This window comes from Pseudomonas sp. LTGT-11-2Z (assembly GCF_003691445.1).
GTDB lineage: Bacteria > Pseudomonadota > Gammaproteobacteria > Pseudomonadales > Pseudomonadaceae > Aquipseudomonas > Aquipseudomonas monteilii.
This window is the reverse complement of the sequence record NZ_CP033104.1, coordinates 4541956-4563617: the sequence shown is the minus strand read 5'-3', so window position 1 is coordinate 4563617 and position 21662 is coordinate 4541956. Positions and strand designations below refer to the sequence as shown.

Here is a 21662-nt window from a genome sequence, read left to right as displayed (position 1 = left end):
TTCCAATGTCAGATATTATTCCCGGATATTGCACACTTTGCCGTTCGCGGTGTGGGACGCTGAGTGAAGTAGCAAATGACCACCTGATCAAGGTACGGGCTAACCCTGAACACCCTAATGGTAAGGCCATGTGTATGAAGGGGAAAGCGGCACCTGAGCTGGTGGACAGCGCAAATAGAATTCTGTACCCGATGAAGAGAACTCATCCTAAAGGTGCAGAGGATCCGGGCTGGCAACGTATAAGTTGGGAAGAGGCTATGTCAACGATAGCCGGACAACTGGAAAAATTTAAACGAGAGGATGGAGCTGAATCTGTCGCTTTCGGCTTTACGAGCCCAAGCGGTACCCCCCTCAGTGATGCAATTGAATGGTTAGAGCGATTTGTTCGTATCTATGGCAGCCCAAATACCAGCTATGGAACTGAGATATGTAACTGGCATAAAGACGTTGCACATCGATGGACCTTTGGCTGCGGCATTCCTGTTGCTGATTATTCCCATGCCGATCTTATTCTTCTTTGGGGGCATAACCCCGCGAATACTTGGCTTGCCCAGGCTAGTGCGATTGGTACTGGTCGAAATAACGGCGCAAAACTGATTGTCGTGGATCCTCGCCCGACACCCTTAGCGAAAGAAGCAAATGCCTGGCTTGATGTCAATCCTGGAACTGACGGTGCATTAGCTTTGGGGTTAAGCCATCTCCTGGTAGAACGAAACCTGTTTAATCATGAGTTTGTTCGAAACTGGACTAATGGTCCTTTGTTGGTTCGAAATGATAATGGTTATTTTCTTCGGGAAAAAGATATTAACCCACTTGCCATCAGTAATCGCTATACAGTTTGGGACGAACACAACCAGCAAGTCACATTTATCGATTCCGAGACTCGAACTGAAGAAACGCTGATGCCTACAGCTGCACTTGAGGGCAATGTTGAAGTCGCAATAGCTGATGGTGCAAAAATTTCCTGCCAAACGGCGTTTTCATCTTTTAAAGATATGTTGGCTAATTATGACCCAGAAAACGTAAGCCGTATCACCGGGGTATCTGTTGCGTCAATTGAAGCCGCTGCGAGTTTGATTGCCGGGGCCAAGAAAATCGCCTACCACAGTTGGTCTGGAGTGGCTCAACACACTAATGCCACCCAAACAGAACGTGCGATTGCGACACTGTATGCTTTAACCGGTTGTTTCGATCAGGAAGGATGTAATCGAATCTATGCCAGCCACCCGGTAAATGTGGTTAATTCACCGACATTGATGCCTAAATCACAATGGGATAAAGCATTAGGCCTTGAAGAAAGGCCTATCGGGCCGCCTTCACAAGGTTGGGTTCATTCTCAGGATATCTGGCATTCAGTATTAGAAGGTACACCCTATAAAATTCGCGGGTTAATTGGCTTTGGTGCCAACATATTACTTTCACAAAGTGATACTTCTCTCGGACAACAGGCGCTTGAGGCGCTTGAGTTTTATGCCCATGTAGATTTGTTTGAAACGCCTACATCAAAGTATGCTGATATCCTTCTGCCAGTTAACACTGCCTGGGAGCGCGAAGGCCTAAGAACCGGGTTTGAAAGTAGTGCTGCTGCTCAGGACCACATTCAGTTGAGAAAAAAAATGGTCTCTCCGCGCGGTGAAAGCCGTTCCGACCTTGAGATTGTTTTCGATCTTGCATGCCGGTTAGGAATGAATGAAGCGTTCTTCGACGGCAATATTGAGGCAGCCTGGAATTATCAACTAGAACCATTAGGTTTGACTGTTGAGATGCTCAGAAATAAGCCAGAAGGTTACGATATCCCGCTTGAGCATAAAGTCAGAAAATATGCTTTCAGAGACCCAAATAGTGGATATCTGGCAGGTTTCAATACAGAAACAAAACGTGCAGAGTTTTACTCTGAGATCCTTCATCACTATGGTTACAATCCTTTACCTGAGTATGTACAGCCGCAAGAATACCAGCGCAACGATCCTGATTATCCATTAATGCTGACATCCGTTAAAAGCGGATTCTTCTGTCATAGCCAACATCGAAGCCTGACTAGCCTACGAAAAAAAGCACCTTATCCAACGGTAGACATTTCGGCAACTCTGGCTGACGAAGAAGGTATCAAGACGGGGGATTGGGTAGAAATTGAAACGAGAGCAGGTCTTGCTCGATTTAGAGCAAAAGTGGAAGCCAAACTCTCTCATGAAACTGTAATTGCTGAGTTTGGGTGGTGGCAGGCTTGTCCTGATTTTGGCAAACCTTCATACCCGGTTAAAGGTGAGTACAGTAGCAATTACAATAGTTTAATCAGCGGTGATAGCTATGATCCAGTCAGCGGTGCTTTACCTTTGCGTTCATTCCGCTGCCGCATTCGCCGCTTGAATGATTTTGAGCTGATAAGGCGCCCCTGGGAAGGTCGTAAAACATTCAAAGTCATTGAACTGAAAAAAGAAGCAGATAATGTTACGACAATTACCTTCCAATCGAACAGTGAAGGCTACTTACCTGATTATGAACCGGGCCAGCATATCACTGTTAGCTGTTGTCCGATGAGCGATTCTGAAGAGATCGTTACCCGGGCGTATTCGCTGACAGGCCCTGCGTTTGTTCATGACCGTAAAACCTATTCCATTTCTGTCCGTCATCAGAAAGCGACTGATGAGAAAGGTGAGTATGTTGAAGGAATAATGTCATCCTACATAAACACGCATTTGCAGATAGGCAAGGATGTTGAACTTACCCCTCCTGGGGGGAATTTCATTGTCCCGCTCAATGCCGTCCAGCCTGTCGTAATCTTTGCTGGCGGTATTGGAATTACTCCATTCATTTCCTATCTGGAGTCTATTAACCCCCAAGCGGAAGGTCCGGAGATCTGGCTTTTCTATGCTAATCAAAATAGTAGGCTACATGCGTTTAAGAAAAGAATTGCGGAGCTAAATGCGTCTATTGACAGGCTTAAAGTAATTAATATCTACAATCAGCCCCTCGACTGTGATATTCCAGGATTGGATTATGATAGAGCTGGTTACGTTGGTGCGGGAGATGTCGAGGCATATCTTATTGAGAATAATGCTCGTTATTACATGTGTGGTCCGCAGCCTATGATGGATGCGATATCGCGAGGGCTTCAGGAGAGAGGTGTACCTGCATTTGCTATTTTCTACGAGATATTTCGTTCTCCAGCAAAAATAAATAATGATCCCTCATTACGTCATAAAGTCATTTTTGCAAAATCAGGAAGAACAGAGATTTGGACCACGGATAAAGGTACTCTACTTAATTTTGGGGAAAAGCTTGGGATTCAAATGCCTAGTGGTTGTCGTGTTGGACAATGTGAAAGCTGTTCAACTAGGGTGATTGCAGGGAACGTACAGCATCTGAATGGTGTGGAGCCCTCTGATGAGGGGGCATGTTTGACATGTCAGTGCATTCCTGCCGGTGATATCACGATTGATGCTTGAGGTAAGTACTAGCTATTAGCATCCTTTACATCAGGCCATTTCAGTGGCCTGATTTTTTCTATGAATAACATTATGTTTTAAACAATTTTCAATTTTTTGTACGAATTCACCTCAATAGCCGATTTAATCAATTTTATCAGTGCGATCTTTCTAAGTTTTTATCATCCTCCCCCTTGACCTTCCAGTTACTACAAGCTTTAGCCTGTAAGAAATTATACCAATTGCATTAATTAATTGACCAACTTTATCCACTCTCTCCAACAGAGATTTTTGACTCGTTCAACATCCGCAATGAATGTATTCCAAGCGCGAGAGACCTGTTCCACTATTTCTTCGTAACCTCGAAATACGCGGTTTGATAAGCAACGTTGCCGTAACCATTGCCATACTTGCTCCATCGGGTTCAGCTCCGGAGAATAAGGTGGGAGTTTTAACAGACTGACATTGGTAAATGGGCTGGCCGTATCGATCGTATGCCAGCCCGCGCCATCCATTACAACAACGGCATGACGCCCAGGCTCTGTCGCTTCACTTATTAATTTCAGATGCTGCTTCATCACCTCTTTATTCACAAGAGGGCTGATAAGCGCCTGAGTATTACCATTGCTCGGACACACCGCCCCAAAGACATAGCCATAATCGAATTGCTGTTGCTTTACTACTCTTGGCCTGCTGCCCTTGGCTGCCCATATTCTGGACGTCTGATTTTGCTGACCGAATCGTGCTTCGTCTTGAAACCAGACGTCAACGCGATCCAGAGGAAGATGACCGGGAGTGTGAAGGATCGTTTCCAGCAGGAAATTTTTTAAAAGTGTCCTGGGTTTGTTGTGATTGTTTAGGGTGTTTAGAGCGACTGGTTATCCAACTGAAACCGAGCGCATCCATGATGCGGTATACGTTTCGCAACTGATAATCGATTTGGAAGGTGTCGCTAATGTATTGTCGTACATCCTGTGCAATCAAACGCCCCCCCTCCTTTTTAACCGCATTTTCTTTGATAAAATGTGCGATCTGTTCTCGCTGGGAGACGGAGAGCTGACAGGGTCTACCCGGACTAGGTTTGGATTGCAGACCTTCAAGTCCGTGCGCCAGATAGTTGGATACCCAGGTATTAACACTGCCTCTGGCAACCCCAAGGTAAGTTGCTATCTGGGTTCGTGTTTCCCCATTCTTGAAATGATACAAAGCTAGATAGCGGGTTCGCAGTTGCCCGTTGGAGGTTTGCTTTGCTAATTGTTTAAAGTCGTCGGCTGTATGCATATCAAAATCACTCGAATATGAATACCACTATTAGATCAAACTTTTAAGACAATTGGTATTACTACAGACGCCAACTTCGGACTGGCCGAAGAGTTTTGGTGAATGAAAGGATCGTTATGATGAAAATGAAAGTTGGGATATTGCTGATGGCAGTTGCAGTGACAGCCAATACAGAAGTGGTACTTGCAAATGATGATGCAAGCGAAACGCAAAAAAAAACTGCAAATGCGCCTGCAGGTCCACAGGTACCCGTGGCTGTTGCCGTATCACGGAATATTATACCTTCTGCTGAATTTACCGGTTCTTTAGCGGCTATTAAAACAGTGGAGCTACGCCCCAGGGTAGGAGGGGCAATCGAATCTGTTACGGTGCCGGAGGGAAGTCTGGTTCAGAAAGGACAGATGTTATTTCAAATCGATCCGCGGCCCTACCAGGTTGTGCTTGATAGTGCACAAGCGCAATTACGACAGGCAGAAGCTCAGGCGTTCCAGGCAAGCCGCAATTACGAGCGTATTAGCCGTCTGGTAAACGGAGGTGCTGTTTCGCGTAAAGACTATGATGATGCATCTTCTGAGAAAAATGCCCGCGTTGCACAGGTTCAGGTATCGAAGGCTGCAGTCGAAGCAGCAAAGCTGGATTTGTCATACTCGCGTGTGACTGCGCCAATTGATGGCCGTATCGATCGGATTTTAGTAACTGAAGGTAACTTGGTTAGCAGCAGCCAGGGGGGGGCCGCGACTCTATTGACAACAATCGTTTCGTCCGACCCTTTATATGTTTATTTTGATATTGATGAAGCGACATATCTCAATACTGTCAGTAAGGCTCGGCCTGATGTTGTCGGACGTAGCAACGAAAAATTACCCGTACATATAGGTCTGGCAAATGAGAAGGGGTATCCGCACGGGGGGGCGCTTGATTTTGTTGGCAACCAAATTGATCGTAATACCGGCACTGTTCGTGTCCGGGCTATTATCCCGAATGCTGATGGTCTTCTTACTCCTGGAGCATTTGCCAGAGTTCAGTTAGGCACTGGTAGTGAGCAAAAAGTAATTTTGGTAAACGATCAAGCCGTAGGCACAGATCAGGGCAATAAGTATGTCCTTGTTGTTGATGCCAATAATAAGGCGCAGTATCGCCCGATAGTGTTGGGGCCAATGGTCGATGGATTACGTGTTATCAGCGACGGTCTGAAGGCCGGGGAAAAAATTATCATAAAAGGGCTCGTACGACCGGGGATGGCCGTTACGCCAGACATCGTATCGATGCAAACGCTGTTGAGCGTACCTGAGAGGCAGCCTGAAGGTGCATCTAAAAAATCGAATGGCAAAAATGAGGGAGGTAGTAAATGAAATTTCCTCATTTCTTCATCCAGCGCCCCATATTTGCAATTGTCTTATCAGTTTTTATGCTGATAGCGGGTTCTTTAGCGTTTTTTCAACTTCCTCTCAGTGAATATCCGTCCGTAACACCGCCAACCGTTCAGGTAACGGCAAGCTACCCCGGAGCAAACCCCAATGTAATAGCAGATACTGTTGCCGCCCCGCTTGAGCAAGCCATCAATGGGGTTGAAGGCATGCTTTACATGAGTTCTCAAACTGCTTCTGACGGCCGAATGATTTTAACCATCTCTTTCAGACAGGGAACTGACCCCGATATTGCGCAAATTCAGGTTCAGAATCGGGTATCACGGGCTTTGCCTCGGCTACCAACGGAAGTCCAGCAAATAGGGGTTGTGACTGAAAAAACCTCGCCGGATATTCTTATGGTGGTGCATTTGTTCTCTCCTGATGAGCGTTATGATCCACTTTATGTTTCTAACTATGCAATGTTAAACGTACGTGATGAGCTTTCACGCTTACCAGGTGTCGCAAGCATAGCGCTGGGAGGTGAAGGGGAATATGCCATGCGAGTATGGTTAGATCCTAATAAAGTGGCTTCCAGAGGGTTAACATCAAGTGATGTCACTGCTGCGATTAAAGAACAAAACGTTCAGGTAGCGGCTGGCTCTGTCGGACAGCAACCTAATGCATCGTCATCATTCCAGGTCACTGTGAATGCCTTAGGGCGCCTAACTACTGAGGAACAGTTCGGCGATATAGTTATTAAAACCGGAGATGACGGACAAATTACGCGCTTGCGTGATGTGGCTCGTCTTGAACTCGGTTCAGATAACTACTCCATGAGGAGTTTACTAAATAATAAAAATGCAGTGGGTATGCAGATTGTTATGACCCCGGGCGCCAATGCACTTGAGGTGTCTGCATCGGTAAGGTCAACAATGGAACGCCTGAAAGTAAGGTTTCCGGAAGGTATTCAGTACAGTATCGCTTATGATCCGACCGTGTTTGTTAGTGCTTCCCTGAAATCTGTCACGACGACTTTATTAGAGGCCACAATATTAGTTGTGCTGGTCGTGATGCTATTTTTGCAAACATGGAGAGCATCAATCATCCCATTGATCGCAGTGCCTATTTCATTAGTGGGTACGTTTGCATTAATGGATGTATTTGGGTTCTCACTCAATACGCTATCTTTATTTGGTCTGGTTCTTTCAATTGGTATTGTTGTTGATGATGCAATCGTTGTGGTTGAGAACGTTGAGCGCCATATTGCAAAAGGACTCTCACCAAAAGACGCCGCAAGAAAAGCAATGGACGAGGTAACGGGGCCAATTCTGGCTATTACCTCAGTACTGGCAGCTGTGTTTATTCCATCAGCATTCCTCTCGGGGCTTCAGGGCGAATTCTATCGTCAATTTGCATTGACGATTGCTATCTCAACGATTTTATCGGCTATCAACTCCTTAACATTGTCTCCGGCATTAGCTTCCGTACTACTGAAACCACATCAAGGTATAGAGAAGCAAGATTTGTTGACTCGTGTAATGGATCGTTTTTTCGGATCTTTTTTCCGTCGTTTTAACCGTTTCTTTGATAGCCTGTCGAATTCCTATGTTGGGACGATTCGACGTATCGTTCGCGGAAGTACAATTGTACTCATTCTGTATGCTGGTTTTCTGGCACTGACCTTCCTGGGCTTCAAACAGGTTCCTGGTGGTTTTGTGCCTGCTCAGGATAAATATTGCTCTTTTGTCAAATACATAGAATCATCCTATGTATAAGGCCTGAGTTGCTACAATCGAGGTCCGATGGGCTCCCGTCTCTACGTCATTTGAGAACCGCGATGAATAACCGCTTCACACTCCCACAGGCGCCGCGGCGTTCGCTCGTCGATTCGACGATTGAGCTGATCCGCGGCCAGATCGAGGGAGGCGCCTGGAAGGTCGGCGAGCGCATCCCCAGGGAGCAGGAACTGGCCGAGATGCTGGAGGTTGGCCGCAACACGGTGCGGGAAGCCATTCGCGTGCTCTCGCACGGCCAGGTCCTGGAAGTCCGCCAGGGTGATGGCACCTACGTGCGAACCAATATCGATCCGGCCGAGGTCATGCGCCGTGTCGGGCGTTCCGGCTTGCGAGAGCACTTCGCGTTGCGCTGCATGCTGGAAACCGAGGCGGCCAGGTTGGCCGCGGTGCATCGGTCCAAGGCGGACGTTGGGCTGCTGCGCCGACTGTTGAAGGCCCGCGGCGAGCAGGAGCAACACGCATCGAGCGCGGCCTTTGCCGAGGCCGATACGGCTTTCCACTGCGCGATCGCCGGGATGTGCGGCAACGGCGCGCTGGCTGAGCTGTACCGCTACTTCGCGAACTCGGTCCGCATGAACACGCTGACTGCGCTGAAGGACAAGGAACTGCCCGAGCCGGGTCTCGCGACCCATGAGGCGATCGTGGATGCTATCGAGCGCCAGGATGGAGAAGCAGCTGCGGCGGCTGTGCGGAACGTGGTCGCTCCGCTGATTGCGGCACTTGAGAAATCGGGTTGATCCGAGCGCGACTCCCGCGCTGGCAATGCCGCTTTCCATCGAGCAGCCGGTCGCCGGCCCCGTTGATCGGAACGCGGGTTGTTTCCCGGAGAGCACGCGGTAGCCGGTCCTCATGGATAGGCCCTTGGTGCGCTACAGCGACCGGACGGTGCTGTTCATATCGAATCTTCGACGCGACCACCCGCCAGGACATACCGGGCCAGCGCCTCGGCATCGGCGTGGGTGGCCCGGGTGGACTGCGGTGTACCGAAAGCCTGGACGAGCTTTGGCAGCATGGCCTCCAACTGGGCTCGCTTATCCGAATCCGGTTCGACGTGGATGAGCGCGAGCAATGTGCCGCCAAGCGTCTCCTTGTGAGTCTTCAGCCAGACGCCGCGCTGAGCGCGATCGTCGAGAGTCTCTTCTGGCCCTCCCGCGACGTAGATAAGCACGAAGGGCTTTCCGCAGGCGACGAGTTCATCCATTTCCGCGCACCAGGCGCTGCTGTATCCGTTGTAGATGCTTGCGCCGTCGAAGCGGACGATGGGGAAATCGCTGGTGTCGTGAACTTTCGGTTGCTGGGACATGATCCTGGACTCTCGCTATTAACGTCCTAACATCCTACCTTTGTTGAGAATTACTTGCAACTGAAATGGGCATGGGCACACCGCCGTGCAGCGCCAAGTGACGGGCGAAATAAGGGCTTGACCTTCCAACAATGGGAGGCCCTACAGTGAACCCATCAACCTCATTCAAGGAGTTTTTTCATGAAGGTCAACAAGTTCAGCCTCTTGTTCATTGCGGGCGCCGTCGTGGTCGCCGCCGGCCTGATGGCCGTCCAGAAGAAGGTGGTCGTCCCGTCGGGTGAAGCGATGCAGGCCAGTGCGGGCGGAGGTCACCAAGGGCACGCGATGCCCTCCAGCGCCTCGGCCAATGACAGTCCTTCCACGACCGCGTATCGCGCCGTGAACGACCAGATGCACGCCGGGATGGGAGCGCAGTTCACTGGCAACGCCGACGTCGATTTCATGCGTGGCATGATCCCGCACCACCAGGGCGCGATCGACATGGCCAAGGTGGCGCTGCAGTACGGCAAGGACCCGGAGGTTCACAAGCTGGCCCAGGAGGTCATCACCGTGCAGGAAGGCGAGATCGCCATGATGAACAAGTGGCTGGGCGACAACGGCCAGCAGGCGGCGGCCGGCAGCTCGGGCGATGCCTCGACGGCCGCCTACCGTGCCGGCAACGACCGCATGCATGCGGACATGATGATCGACTTCAGCGGCGACGCCGATGTGGACTTCATGCGCGGCATGATCCCGCACCACCAGGGTGCGATCGACATGGCCAAGGTGGCGCTGCAGTACGGCAAGAACCCGGAGGTCCGCAAGTTGGCTCAGGAGGTCATCTCCGCGCAGGAAGGCGAGATCGCCATGATGAAGAGTTGGCTTGTCGCTCGGGGCAAGTGAAGGCACGACCATGAACCAAGCCAACACCCCGCGCATCCTCATCTATAGCACTCCAACTTGCCCGGACTGCCGGGCACTAAAGGAGTGGTTGTCCCAGCAGGGCATCGCGTTTGAAGAGCGCGACCTGACCGACCCGAAGATTTCCGCGGAGGCCAAGTCACGAACCGGCGTGCGCGTGGCCCCGATCACGATCGTCGGCGACGAGGTCTTCTATGGCACCTTCGCGAGCCAGAAGCCGAGGCTGATGAAGGCGCTCGGTCTTCAGTGAGCCGCTGAAGGAAGACCGTGGTCACGGGCGGAGTCGCCGGTGCGGACCCCGGTCGGACCCTGTAAGCGCTGTTGTGGACGCGTCTGCACGCAAAGCTCAAGACCGTGAGGCATTCTTCGCCGACGACGCTCGGCGCTTTCGCCTGCGGTCGTTGACATCACGAGAGGAATTTTTATGCGATCGACATCATCAGCCACCTCCCTGCACGTCGCCATTTCCGAGGGCATCACAGTCGCCAACGACCTGCCGTTCGTGCTGTTCGGCGGCATCAACGTCATCGAGGATCTCGATACGACCCTGGCTGCGGCTGAGCACTTCGCGGAGGTGACGCGCAAGCTGGGGATACCCTTCGTTTTCAAGGCGTCGTTCGACAAGGCCAATCGCTCGTCGATCCATTCTTTCCGAGGTGTCGGCCTGGAGGAAGGGCTGCGGGTCCTCGATGCGGTCAAGTCGCGGTTCGGATGCCCAGTCTTGACCGACGTGCATGAGGTTGAGCAGGCCATGCAGGTCGCTGCCGTTGCCGACGTACTGCAAGTTCCGGCCTTCCTGGCCCGGCAGACCGATCTGGTGGCCGCCATTGCCCGCACCGGTCGGGTAGTGAATGTCAAGAAGCCGCAGTTCCTCAGCCCGGGCCAGATCAGGCATGTCGTCCACAAACTGCACGAGGCTGGCAACCCGCGCGTCCTGCTGTGCGAGCGTGGCACGCAGTTCGGCTACGACAATCTCGTCGTGGACATGTTGGGCTTCCGCGAAATGAGCGTTGCCAGCAGTGGCCTGCCACTGGTGTTCGACGTAACCCATAGCCTGCAGCGGCGAGAAGCGGATGCGTTGGCTTCGGGTGGGCGTCGCCAACAGTTGCCCGAACTCGCGCGGGCCGGCATGGCGGTCGGCATTGGCGGTTTGTTCCTCGAAGCACACGCCGACCCGGCGCATGCACGTTGTGACGGACCCAGCGCTCTGCCACTGGACACGCTCGAACCGCTGCTGCGGCAGGTCAAGGCGGTGGACCAACTCGTCAAGTCGTTCGAGCCTCTTCGGATCGACTGAAGCTTGCCACCCGTTCAAACAGAACGTGTGGCACTTCCCCTCTTAGTCGGCTATTTGAGCGACAGATAAGGATTGTTCGGTGGAACGGCATCGAATATGTGCGATGGGTCTTCGAGCAAATAGCCATGCACCTGGCGCGTTTTGCGCGGTCCCATGACCTCGCACGTCCTGATGTTCAGACCCGATGGCTGTTTCCTGTGGAGTCCGAGTTTTTCAAAGCGCTTCTGCACCCACTGCCAGTCCTGCAGGGCCGCGTCCTTCGCAAGCGGCCCAATGGTTGGATGCTCTTGTGCGTAGCGCTGGAAAACACCAGGGCTGATCAGGTAAACCGTGTCGGACACGGTATGTACCAGGGCCTTGGCGTCATTGATGATGAGCTTGCGGGTCTGGACGGCCTGTTTCAGCCAGGCCATGAAATGCTCGCCCGATGGCCGCCCGGTAAATGAGGCGAAATCGTGCGGCGCAGGCGCGGCGGTCGGCGCCGAAGGACCTGGGGCCGATGCGGGAGGGTCGAGCGGCACCGCTGCATCGTCGGCACCCTCTGGCGGGGCTTCGACGGACTGCTCCGGCTCAGGCGTTGTCTCGAACATCGCCAGCATGCTTTCCAGTGGGTCGGCCGGATTGCGCTGCGTGCTGGGAGGTATGGCGTGACTTCCGCCCGACTGATCTGGACGGCTGCTTGCTGCGGGCTCCTTCTCCGTTGCCACCGCTGCTCCAGGTAGCAATGCAGCGTCGGGTGCGGACGGGCGCGGCCCGTCCTCGGCCTCGCCGGCGTTGTCCACGGTCACGGTTCCCGCAAATGGGCTGGGTCGCTCCGAGGGCTCCCAGATCAGCGCCGGGGCCAGGCGCAGGAGCGTGAAGGCATGGGACCAGCCACTCTCACTGGTAATAGTTGCGCGCCAGATGGCCTTGCCGGAGGCGGTGGGCTGCAACATGGCATGATCCTGTAGCACGTTGAACACGGCCGTGTTGTTCGCGGGGATGCCATCGACCCCCTGGGACAGCAGGTGCGCGCGCAGCTTGTCCGAGACTGTCTTGCTCACCAGCCACAGCGCGTCCTCGGTGAGCCAGCCATCGGAGGCCTCCGGCTGGTTCAGTTTCAGCTCTTCCTTGAGCAGGTAGCGCAGCCCGTTGACCAGCTTGCGTTGGAGCGAGTGCTTGGGCGCGGCCATGGCGCGCGCGGGATCGCCGCCCAGCTCCTGGGCGACGGAGGCGCGGTCGGCCTGCACGACAAGCTCGCCCAGAACCCCGGCGTGCTCGTACTGCCCAGCCAAGACGTAGAGCAGCGGCGCCCACAAGGATGGATAGCCACTGAGCCAGTCCAGCAGATCGCGATTGAGCAATTGCTGGTACAGCAAGCCTGTCGCGGCGCTATGAAGCCGGTACTCGCGGTCGTCGCGGTAGCGGAAGCGGTACGGTTGGCGCAGCGGGCCGTGCCATGGGTGCCAGGTGCTGCCGTCGGCCAGCTCGACGTGCAGATCGACGGCCACCTTGCCGATGTCATGGAGCAGTGCGGCATAGGCGACGGCCGCAGTCCAGGCTTCGGCCTGCGCCGCCTGGTCTTCGGGGCTGGCCCCGATGGGCAGCAGATGGGACTGCCGCAGCTTTAGGCTGTAGGCGACGATTTCGAGGCCATGGTCGAGCATGCCGCCCGGGTAGGCATGGTGATGCGCTTCGGAAGCCGGGAAGGCCTGGACCAGCTCGGCGTAGCGCTCCAGCGGCGCGCGGTACAGGGAGGCGAACTGCTTGCGCGAAAGCGAGGTGCGCTGCCAGATGTGTTCCAGCAGCTTCTGCCGGCGCGGGGTGGCGAGCAACGATGCGGCCGACTCCGGCCGCATCAACCCTTTCGGGAGGTCGGTGGCGGGTGCTGGCGACGGCGCGGCAGCGACCGGGGGCCGTTTTCGCTGGAACAGGGAGAGCATGTCGGTGTCCTGATGGCGGGCCGGGCGGGAGGCCTTTTGGCCTTTTCAAGGTAGGGCCTTTCCCCTTGCACCCCATTCCCTTGCCGTTTCGACCCTTTGGCCTTTAACCGTTTCGGTATAGCGGGGCCTGGGCTGCGGCTCCAGCGTCAATGCGGAACCCGCACGAATGGATTAGACGGCGACCTGGCGCTGGGCCCCGGCCTATGCTGCCGGGGCGCTACACCGCCAGGTAGGCTCCCACCCGGGCGACTAAGTTGACAAATGCGACAAAGGAGACTAGAGTGAATCCTGTCTCAAACCTACCTGGGAGCTGACCATGCCCACTGCGATCGAATTCATTGCCGACCGGCTGCCGCGAGTCACGGTGGAGGATGTGCGACGCTTCGCCGATACCGTCGAAATCCGGGATGCACCGGCGTTCGCGGCTGAGTTGCAGGCGTTCATCCACGAGCGCGTGGAGGCGGTGACGCTGCCCGCCAACCTGGAAGGTGAAACGGTGGCGCAGGCCTTGCAGCGCAAGGCGGCCGCGTTGCGCTCCGACACGCGCTGGACACCGGCTGAAACCGATGTCCAGCGAGGCCGCGCCTTGCTGCTGGAAGCCTTCAACCAGCCGGACAACCTGCCGCCTGCCGAGTTCGCCAAGCTGGCGGACAAGTCGCGCCAGCAAATCTACAAGGACATCCTCGCCCGTCGGCTGCTGGCGCTGAACGTGGGGCCGCGCGGCCAGAAGCTGCCCGACTGGCAGCTCGACCCGGTGAAGCAGCAGTTGACCCAAACCGTGCTCCAGGAGGTCGAGGGCATCGACCACTGGACGATCTACCGCGCGCTGTCCGAACCCCTCGAAGGCCTGGGTGGTCGCTCGCCCGTGGATGCGGTGACGCATGGCACGATCGATGACGTGGCCGAGGCCGTGTTCAACGTGCTGGGCGTCCAGGTGCATTGAAGCGAGACCGCCATGAGCCACGAGCTGCCTTCGTTCCTGATCGATGCCGGTGAACTGCTCCAGCATGTGAGCCGCGTCGTCTATCGGGGCAGCCCGCTGTACTATGGCCGCAGCAGCACGAATCGCTACGATGACCCAGCGGGGGCCTACGGCGTGCTCTACCTGGGGCGCGACCTGCCCACGGCGCTGATGGAGTCGGTGTTTCACAAGCACCAGTGGCTTGCGGACACGCAACGCTCGATCGCGCTGAAAGAAGTCCAAGCCCGGATGGTGCGCGCAGTAGGCGTGATGGACGACGTGTTTCTGGCCGATCTCACGGCGCAGGGCGTCATGGCGGGCTACTTCGGCCTGAACCTGGAGCAGTTGGCCAGCCGCGACTACACGCACACGCAGCGGGTGTCCGCCCAGGTGCATGCGATGCTCGGAGATGATGGCCAGGCGCTGTTCGACGGGGTGCTCTATCCGTCGCGCAACAACTATCCCGCCAAGAGCATCGCCCTGTTCGAGCGTGCGGGAGCGAAGGTTGGCGTCATCGAGGACATCGACCTGGTGGACCATGTGGACTGGCCGCGTTTCGTTGTTACCTACCGCATCGGCGTTGAACCCGACCCCGGCCCGGTGGGGCCGGATGACGAAGCGTCCTGAAGCAGCAAGAAAACACATTGAAGCCGCAAACCGAATGAAGTGGAGCAAACTGGAATAGGCATTCCTCAACAGCAGGAGACGACCATGAACACGACGACCCGCACCAGCACCGCAGAACGCCTCGGCCGCGCCTTTGGCCGCGGATGGCGTGCCTATGCGCGACGCGAACGGCGGGCGTCGAACTGGTTGGTGTCCAAGGGCATGCCGCGAGCTGGCGCTACCGCGCTCGTGTGGGTAGCCAAGCTGGCTGTACTGGGGGTGCTGCTCTACGTTGCGTTTTGGTTTGCACTCGTGATGCTGGGCGTTGCGGCGGCGGGATGGGCTGCTGCTGCAAATACTTCGGATGAGGACGAGTGGCCTTTCACCGACCTCACCGAGCTGCGCAAGACGCCGGGCTACGATCCCAACCTGTACAACGACACGTCGCACGAGTTGTACACCGACGACTGACCGGCCTCGCGCTATTTCAGTTTTCCTCCGGTGAGCGCCCCGGCACCCTTGCCGCCAGCTTGGCCGGCGCTCTTGCTGCCATCGGAAAGTCCCTGGATGACGTGCCCGGCCCGAATCCCAACCCAGGTAAGGCTCGCCAGCCAGAATCCCGGCAGAACCAGGAACATCGTGCCCATGACGAACATCAGGAGCATGTCGCCGAAGGCGTTGTTCAACCCTACCAGCGGGTCAAAGTTGGTGTGCGGCCGGTTCCAGCCAAAGCCCCAGCCATAAAGCGCGTCCAGAATCGTTGAATCGATCCAGCGTGCGAGCTGGAACCAGAAGTCCGTGAAGAACAGCGCGAACTGCACGACGCTGACGGTGACGACCGTCTTCAGGTCGTAGGTGCCCACAACCAGCACGAGCGGGATGCAGATGACCAGCGCCATCTTCAGTAAGGCGAGGATCATGGGCAGGGATTGGCGCACGACATCCATGGCAGGAAACGCGGCAGTCGCGCCGACTGCCATCCCCACGTCGCCCGTGGCGCGCGTCACGATGTTCGGCAGGGTCTTGTCGATCTGGCCGCCGTAGTCCGTATAGACGCTGCCCTGGTTCAGTTTCTGCTGCCGCGGTGACGCGATGGCGCGGATCACCGAATCGTCCACCTCGGCCCGGCTGAGGAACCCGGCCCAGCCCGCCAGGCGATTCAGCAGGGTCGGGTCCACTTGCCCCAGCAGCCGCGCGCGCAGGCCGTTGCTGCCGTCTGACCACCACTGCCTGCAGGTCGGGTAGCCGCCACCATTGGCAACCTGCGCGAGGCCTGCATCGCGGGTGTCGTCATAGGGCCATGCCTCGCGCGCCGTGCTGGAGCGGTAGCTGTCGTAGTAGCCACCCGTGTCCGTGAAAAAGCGCGAGCCGATCCAGGTTACGTCGTGCATCTGCTGCTCATCGAGATCCGGGCGCTGCATGAACAATTTGGCCCGCGCAGGCCCATAGCAATCCCGCGAGAAGTCCGCGACCTCCTGAGCCAGTACCGGGTCGTCAATGCGGGTCGCGTCGATCTCCATCCTCATCTGCCGCAGGTCCGTACCGCACGGGATCGCCGCTACCGAGGCGCTCGTGACGGCGCGCGAGAGCGCGTGCATGAAAGCCCACCAGACCGGCACCTTCGCCGACTGGTTGTTGATGGTGCTGAAGGACTGCGACCAGCCGGTTTCCGTGGGCTGCGGCACGCTGACCTGGCACTGCGCCGAGCGCGAGCTGTCGTACTGGATGGTGCTGAGGTCCACGTCGATGAACGGAATGCCCGCGAACATCACCACCACGATCGCGACGAACACCCGGTTCTCGATACGGGCGGCACTCAGAACGCCTTTGTTGCCCTCGTCAGCGCCTTCCGCGCGGGCCTTCAGCCACTCCTGCACGACGATGGCGACGAAAGGCAGCGCGAACACCCCGCTGGACACCAGCACGGCCCAGATACCGTTGTTGACGATCCAGGACACGAGGGTGAGGTAGTACTCCAGATAGTCGGTCGTGAAGAGCGTCATGGCCCCGATCTCCCCTCAAGCGGCCTGCATCAACAGGCTGGCTTCCAGCGCGACGATGGCGACGACGCCGGCGACCTCGGTACGGATCAGCCGGCGCCGCGCCTGCCCATCTGTCCCGCTTTGGTCTTCGCGGGCCAGCACCCGGCGGCGCATCCAGAACCATCCATAGGCCGTTGCCGCGTACACGCACAGCCGCCAGATGAAGAAATACCCTGCGGAGGCCGCCAGCCACCGTTCCCAGCCTGCAACGCTGCCGACCAGGTTGATGCCCGCGACGTTCGCCCCCACTGCGGCGGCAACGATAAGCACCAGCCACAGCAGCGTCTTCGCCGCGCGCCGGCTGAACAACCAGCGCAGCGGCCGCCAGGCCATGCGCGCCGGGCTCATGGCCGACTCCCCGGATTGCCCTTCTGGAGCTGGTCGAGACGGTCCGGCACAGGATCGCCCTCGTAGATGCCGCGCGAACCGGCCGCGCGCGCGCCGTGGCGCTGGATGATCGCCATGGGCGAGTTGTTCGCCAGTTCGCGCCGCAGCTCCAGTTCGGTCTTGAGGTTGCGAATCTCACGGTCGAGCGTGTCGCTCTCGTGGTTCACCGCCTCCACGGCAAGTTCGTTCGCCGCGACGTTGGGCTCCTTCTTGCCCGTGAGCAGCGTGCGCTGCAGCAGCAGCGCTTTCTCCAGCACGGATGCCAGCGCGACCTCGGACGCGAGGCGCTGCGACAGCAGGTGCTGGTCGGGCTCGTCGCGCAGCGCCTCGATCACGCCGCGCGTGATCGGCAGCGACGCACTGCCAGCTTCGCGCAGGTTCTCCGGCGTCGTGTTCTTGGCCTTGGTTACCAGGTCCTGGAGCGCCTGCAGCTTGGCGTCGTACTCCTCCTGGATCAGCGGCGTGAGCCCGACGCCCGGCGTCGTCTCGGTCTTGGTGCAGGTATCGCACGTGCGCTGCTCCTTCTCGCCGAGCACGCGCGTGGCCCACTCGACGGCAGCCTGCGGCGAGGTCCAGGTCTGGCACGAGAGACTGCTGCAACTGGCCGGCGCAATGGACGAGGTGTCGGTCACGCCGCGGCCGTTGACCAGGTTGTAGCCAGCGCGGGTGACATCGCCGACGACCTTGATCGCGGGCTGGCCGGAGCCGCCCGCGTTGCTGCCCCCGACCCACGGCACGCCGTCATTGCCGCGGCGCGTCTCGGCCTGCTCGATGGCCGAGACCGCATCCGTGCTCGACACGGCATCGCGCAGCGCCAGCCCTTCGGCCATCTGGCTCCAGCCGAGTTGGCCGCCCGCCGTTTCGGCCATCTTCTCGGCCATGGCACGGCACGTCAGCTTGCTGCGGTCGAAATCCAGCCGCGCCTGCAGCACGCCATTGGTGAGCAGGTTGTACAGACCGGGATCGGCCCGCTGGATGATCAGTGCGGGCAACGATGCCACCGCACTGGTGGCACTCTGGATCACCGACGACATGATTTGCTGGAAGCCGTTGGTAATGCCGTTAAGTTGGTTCTTCAACGTGGTCTGGATGCTCATGTCGCCGCAGATCAAGTTGCTGTTCCAACCCACGCCGACACCGATGGAGCGCATGCCGGCTGCACGTCCCATCGACACGGCGTTGCCGCCACCGATCGAGTACATGACGTCATCGCCGATGACGCTGCCGCTGGTCTGGTATCCCAGTTGACCCCAGGCCACGCCGCTGCCCAGCGCGAGCGCGCCGGCCAGTGCCAGGACGATCTCCGTGCGACGTACCCGGCGGGAGAACGGATTGAATGCAGGACGGAACTTCATGGCACCCCCTCAGAGGAAATCGACGCTGCCCAGGAACACCTGGCCCCGGCGCTCGCAGCAGGCATACGGCCGCCACAGCGCCCATGCGTAGTCGCCTTGCTGGGCCTGGGTAAGGAAGCCGCTGCGCGGGAAGACCGTGCAGGACGAGGACAGGACGGGCGTGAGTTCTTGCCACTTGCCGGTCGAGGCATCGCCCTCCATCAGCGCGCCGGCCGGCCAGTAGCCGTCACGGGAGTTGGCAAGCAACGGCTGATAGACGTGGATCTGCCCGCGGCGCGTGACCACATCGCCCGCACGCTGGGCCACCACTGCGCCGGCCTTGAAGTCGTCGGTCTGGTGCAGGAAGCCGCCACGGGGATACACGTTGCCCCAGAGATTCATCGTGGTACGGGCACCGACTTCGCGCCGGCCCGGAATCAGCGCTTCCGGGTAGGCCATCTCGGGCACGTTGTAGCGCCAGGCCAGCGTATCCAGGGTGCTGAGCAAGTACGGCATAAACGCCGTGCCCGCGCCCTCACAGAAGTAGCCTGACGAAGAGACGAACTGGTTGAACACCTCTGCGCCGGGGTGACCGATGACATCCGCGTTCTTGAATTTGGCGAGGCTGTTTTCGTGATCCTCGTTCGTCGTTCCGTCGCCGCCAGCTTGGGCGGACGGGTTGGGCGTGCTCATTGCCTGGACTTCGACCCAGGGGTTTTCTCCGGTATTCGAGTACGACGACACCACTGCATCGGGGATGTAGTGGCGCACCTTGATCGACGTGCGCACGGTGCAGCCCGTCCATGTGCAGTAGAGCCAGTAGCAGATGCCGACGACGCGGTATTCGAGGCAATCGGGCGATGCCACCGAGCCGATGATGGTCGCTGTATTGAGGGCGTAGCTGCCCGTGGCGCTGAGCAGCAGCAACGAAGCCACGCCAGCGCGCAGGCGGCGCATCAGGTCGAATGGTCGGGTCACGGCTGGGTCCTCCGGTGCTGCTCGATGCGCGCGACAGCGCGAGCCACATCCGGCTCGCCATAGACCACATAGCGCCTGTCCACCACCACGGCCGGGAGGCTGGTGATGCCGAGGCTCCATGCGTCGGTAACGCCTTGGTATGCGGAAGCGATGCGTCGCTGCAGATCGGCACCGCCGCCATTCAGCCGGCGCTTGACGATGGCCGTCGCCTGTTCGGGGTCGGTGGGCAGTCCCGCGGAAAGCTCCGCTTCAATCCTGTGGGCTTCGTCCAGCTCGATCAGCCGCTCGCCGCCCATGGTCTTGACCGGGTGGCGGCTGTCGGTGACGACCACCACGTCGGCGGCGAAGGTGGCCGGGCTGAAAACGGCCAGGGCTGCCGGCAGCGCCACGGCCCGGCCGAGGGTTCGCCAGCCCGGCGCGAACCTGGAAAGGGATGCTGTCATGTCGCGTGCCCTTGAAGTTGATCAGAGCAGTAGTCAAACGCGAAGCCGACGCGGCCCCAACAAACAATGCGCATCGCGCACTGCCCGCATACCTGCTTGTCTCGCGCCCATGAAAAAGCGGAGGCCGAAGCCTCCGCGTGGATCAGGGAGCCGATGCCGTCGCTACAGCAGGCCGGATTCCGCGAACGAGTACGGCGTGCCCTGGCCGACGATGAGGTGATCCAGCACCCTCACGTCGATCAGCGACAACGCGGCCCTCAGCGTTTGGGTCAACGCACGGTCCGCGCTCGACGGCTCCGTGCAGCCCGAAGGGTGTTGGTGAGAAAAAATGACCGCTGCCGCATTCAGTTCCAAGGCACGCTGCACGATCGGACGCGCATGCACCGAGGTCGAATGGATCGTGCCTCTGAACATCGGCTCGTAGGCCAGCACCTCGTGCATGCTGTTGAGGAACACGATGGCGAAGACTTCATTGGGCTCGGCGGCCAGTTTCAGGCGCAGGTAGTCCTTGACGGCGGCAGGCCTCTCCAGGGATGGCCCCTTCTTGAAGACCCGCTGCTCCAGCAGCGCGATGGCTTGCCGGATGATCCAGTCATCGGATTGGGACATGGGGGCAAAACGTGGCTCCACGCAGGAGTCGTTGGCGACGAGAGACATGGCGGACCTCCAGAAAGTGAGCGGAGGGCGCCACCCTGGGAGGGCAAGCCCTCCTGGGGATGGAAACAGCGGAACAAGGTGCATCCATCACCGCGCGGCGGTGATTGTTCGCGGCCAGGATGCGAAAGCGAACGGGTAGCGGTCAGCGCGGCGAGCCGCGCCGTAGCCTTCAAGACCGAGGGCTACCTGGGCATGTCGCCGACAACGTCGGCAGGCATTTCGGATGTGGGGGTGGCGGGCGAACCCGGCGCGTCGCTGGCCATTTCCCCGGCCGCCAGCAGGTCCATGGCCGAGAGCAAGGCATCGCCCTCGATCGGCCCCTGCAACAGGATGGCCTGGCCCGTCTGGCGATCGAGCAGTCGCAGCGACGGCGTGGCGGTCACGCCGCTCTTGGTGGCTTCCGCGGCCTGCGCGCGGATGGCCACGTTGGGGCGCTCGCTAGCCATGCACTGTTCGATGGCTGACGTTGTTTCGGGGTAACGCAAGCCATCGGGCAAGCCCTGGCCGTCGCTGCGCGTGTGGGCATAGACCCATTCGACCGCCTGCCAGAACGCCGCATGCCCGCCCGCTTCGGCGGCGCACTCGGCCAGACGTGCCTCGGCCGACGCGGCAGGCTCGTGCGCGGCCAGCGGCTGGTGATGCCATTGCAGCGCCACGTCGGTGTTGTTGCCGACCCAGCGCTTGAGCTGCGGGAAATACTCCCGGCAGAACGGGCATTCCAGGTCGGCATAGAGCGTCAGCGTGAAACGGCCTTCCGGGTTGCCCATCTGCCAGGGTGGCCCAGCGACCTGCGCCGTGCTGACCGGCGCGCGCGACGGCGCTGAGGATTCGCCGGGCGTCCGGGACACCAGCCAGATCAGCAGCAGCGCGACCAGCGCAGCAGCCAATACCCAGGGCCAGCGAGGCCGCCAGCGGCGACGGCGGAACGCCTGGACCTGCATCGGAATGGAAGGACGTTTCTGTTCCATGGCGTTCTCCGGT

At 58.0% G+C, this 21662-nt stretch carries 19 protein-coding genes and 1 pseudogene; 10 read left to right on the top strand and 10 right to left on the bottom strand.

From position 1 onward, the window contains the following. Positions 1 to 5: 5 nt before the first annotated feature. Entirely contained in the window at positions 6 to 3446 is a 3441-nt protein-coding gene (locus D8767_RS21445; protein ID WP_073661981.1) for a molybdopterin-dependent oxidoreductase, read from the top strand. Positions 3447 to 3676: 230 nt separating this feature from the next. On the opposite strand, the gene D8767_RS21440 is transcribed toward D8767_RS21445, so the two are convergent. Then, positions 3677 to 4706 (bottom strand): IS630 family transposase gene (locus D8767_RS21440; RefSeq protein ID WP_161789755.1). Its coding sequence is split into 2 segments (ribosomal slippage): positions 3677 to 4253 and positions 4252 to 4706, totalling 1032 coding nucleotides; the frame shifts between segments, so codons are not numbered across the junction. Between the two features lie 119 nt (positions 4707 to 4825). On the opposite strand from D8767_RS21440, the gene D8767_RS21435 reads away from it, so the two are divergent. The 3 genes and pseudogenes from D8767_RS21435 (at position 4826) to D8767_RS21425 (ending at position 8588) form a co-directional block, all read left to right on the top strand. Continuing rightward, positions 4826 to 6058 carry an efflux RND transporter periplasmic adaptor subunit gene (locus D8767_RS21435; RefSeq protein ID WP_073661980.1) on the top strand — a complete coding sequence of 411 codons (1233 nt, stop codon included), beginning with the start codon at positions 4826 to 4828 and terminating at the stop codon, positions 6056 to 6058. After that, positions 6055 to 7788 (top strand): annotated as a pseudogene (locus D8767_RS21430) (efflux RND transporter permease subunit); the annotation flags it as partial. The gene D8767_RS21435 and the pseudogene D8767_RS21430, both read left to right, overlap by 4 nt. A 104-nt stretch (positions 7789 to 7892) precedes the next feature. Beyond that, a complete protein-coding gene (locus D8767_RS21425; protein WP_003821135.1) occupies positions 7893 to 8588 on the top strand; it encodes a FadR/GntR family transcriptional regulator in 696 nt (231 codons plus the stop codon). 155 nt (positions 8589 to 8743) lie between these two features. Here the strand turns inward: D8767_RS21425 and D8767_RS21420 are convergent, their stop codons facing one another. After that, entirely contained in the window at positions 8744 to 9154 is a 411-nt protein-coding gene (locus D8767_RS21420) for a hypothetical protein (RefSeq protein WP_012614065.1), read from the bottom strand. Positions 9155 to 9334: 180 nt separating this feature from the next. Here D8767_RS21420 and D8767_RS21415 point away from each other — a divergent pair, with 180 nt between their 5' ends. The 3 genes from D8767_RS21415 to kdsA all read left to right on the top strand — a co-directional run bounded on the left by D8767_RS21415 (position 9335) and on the right by kdsA (position 11351). Next, positions 9335 to 10036, top strand: coding sequence for a DUF305 domain-containing protein (locus tag D8767_RS21415; RefSeq protein WP_003821133.1), 702 nt, complete (start codon positions 9335 to 9337; stop codon positions 10034 to 10036). A 10-nt stretch (positions 10037 to 10046) separates the two neighbouring features. After that, positions 10047 to 10304, top strand: coding sequence for a glutaredoxin family protein (locus D8767_RS21410; RefSeq protein ID WP_003821132.1), 258 nt, complete (start codon positions 10047 to 10049; stop codon positions 10302 to 10304). A 174-nt stretch (positions 10305 to 10478) separates the two neighbouring features. Continuing rightward, complete coding sequence (gene kdsA, locus D8767_RS21405; protein WP_003821131.1) at positions 10479 to 11351, top strand: 3-deoxy-8-phosphooctulonate synthase; 873 nt, start codon at positions 10479 to 10481, stop codon at positions 11349 to 11351. A 50-nt stretch (positions 11352 to 11401) separates the two neighbouring features. Here kdsA and mobH read toward each other — a convergent pair whose 3' ends face one another. Then, complete coding sequence (gene mobH, locus D8767_RS21400; protein ID WP_003821130.1) at positions 11402 to 13273, bottom strand: MobH family relaxase; 1872 nt, start codon at positions 13271 to 13273, stop codon at positions 11402 to 11404. Between the two features lie 316 nt (positions 13274 to 13589). On the opposite strand from mobH, the gene D8767_RS21390 reads away from it, so the two are divergent. The 3 genes from D8767_RS21390 to D8767_RS21380 all read left to right on the top strand — a co-directional run bounded on the left by D8767_RS21390 (position 13590) and on the right by D8767_RS21380 (position 15311). Then, positions 13590 to 14216 (top strand): integrase, encoded by a 627-nt coding sequence (locus D8767_RS21390; protein ID WP_003821129.1) that lies wholly within the window; start codon positions 13590 to 13592, stop codon positions 14214 to 14216. A gap of 12 nt (positions 14217 to 14228) precedes the next feature. Next, positions 14229 to 14861 (top strand): RES family NAD+ phosphorylase, encoded by a 633-nt coding sequence (locus tag D8767_RS21385; protein WP_012614066.1) that lies wholly within the window; start codon positions 14229 to 14231, stop codon positions 14859 to 14861. Between the two features lie 84 nt (positions 14862 to 14945). After that, a complete protein-coding gene (locus D8767_RS21380) occupies positions 14946 to 15311 on the top strand; it encodes a DUF3742 family protein (protein WP_003821127.1) in 366 nt (121 codons plus the stop codon). Positions 15312 to 15322: 11 nt separating this feature from the next. On the opposite strand, the gene D8767_RS21375 is transcribed toward D8767_RS21380, so the two are convergent. The 7 genes from D8767_RS21375 to D8767_RS21345 form a co-directional block, all read right to left on the bottom strand. Then, a complete protein-coding gene (locus tag D8767_RS21375; protein WP_122048405.1) occupies positions 15323 to 16843 on the bottom strand; it encodes a conjugal transfer protein TraG N-terminal domain-containing protein in 1521 nt (506 codons plus the stop codon). 15 nt (positions 16844 to 16858) lie between these two features. After that, positions 16859 to 17230 (bottom strand): hypothetical protein, encoded by a 372-nt coding sequence (locus tag D8767_RS21370; RefSeq protein ID WP_003821125.1) that lies wholly within the window; start codon positions 17228 to 17230, stop codon positions 16859 to 16861. After that, the gene (locus D8767_RS21365) at positions 17227 to 18624 is read right to left on the bottom strand and encodes an integrating conjugative element protein (RefSeq protein WP_122048404.1); all 1398 of its coding nucleotides are present in this window, start codon (positions 18622 to 18624) and stop codon (positions 17227 to 17229) included. The genes D8767_RS21370 and D8767_RS21365 overlap by 4 nt, the downstream gene beginning before the upstream one ends. 9 nt (positions 18625 to 18633) lie before the next feature. Then, complete coding sequence (locus tag D8767_RS21360; RefSeq protein ID WP_012614067.1) at positions 18634 to 19581, bottom strand: TIGR03756 family integrating conjugative element protein; 948 nt, start codon at positions 19579 to 19581, stop codon at positions 18634 to 18636. Continuing rightward, positions 19578 to 20024, bottom strand: a complete 447-nt coding sequence (locus D8767_RS21355; RefSeq protein WP_003821119.1) for a TIGR03757 family integrating conjugative element protein — start codon at positions 20022 to 20024, stop codon at positions 19578 to 19580. Before D8767_RS21355 ends, D8767_RS21360 begins: the two co-directional genes overlap by 4 nt. A 162-nt stretch (positions 20025 to 20186) precedes the next feature. Further along, the gene (locus D8767_RS21350) at positions 20187 to 20681 is read right to left on the bottom strand and encodes a JAB domain-containing protein (RefSeq protein ID WP_003821118.1); all 495 of its coding nucleotides are present in this window, start codon (positions 20679 to 20681) and stop codon (positions 20187 to 20189) included. A gap of 182 nt (positions 20682 to 20863) precedes the next feature. Continuing rightward, positions 20864 to 21649: a thioredoxin domain-containing protein gene (locus D8767_RS21345; RefSeq protein WP_012614069.1), complete on the bottom strand. Its 786-nt coding sequence runs from the start codon at positions 21647 to 21649 to the stop codon at positions 20864 to 20866. Positions 21650 to 21662: the final 13 nt, after the last annotated feature.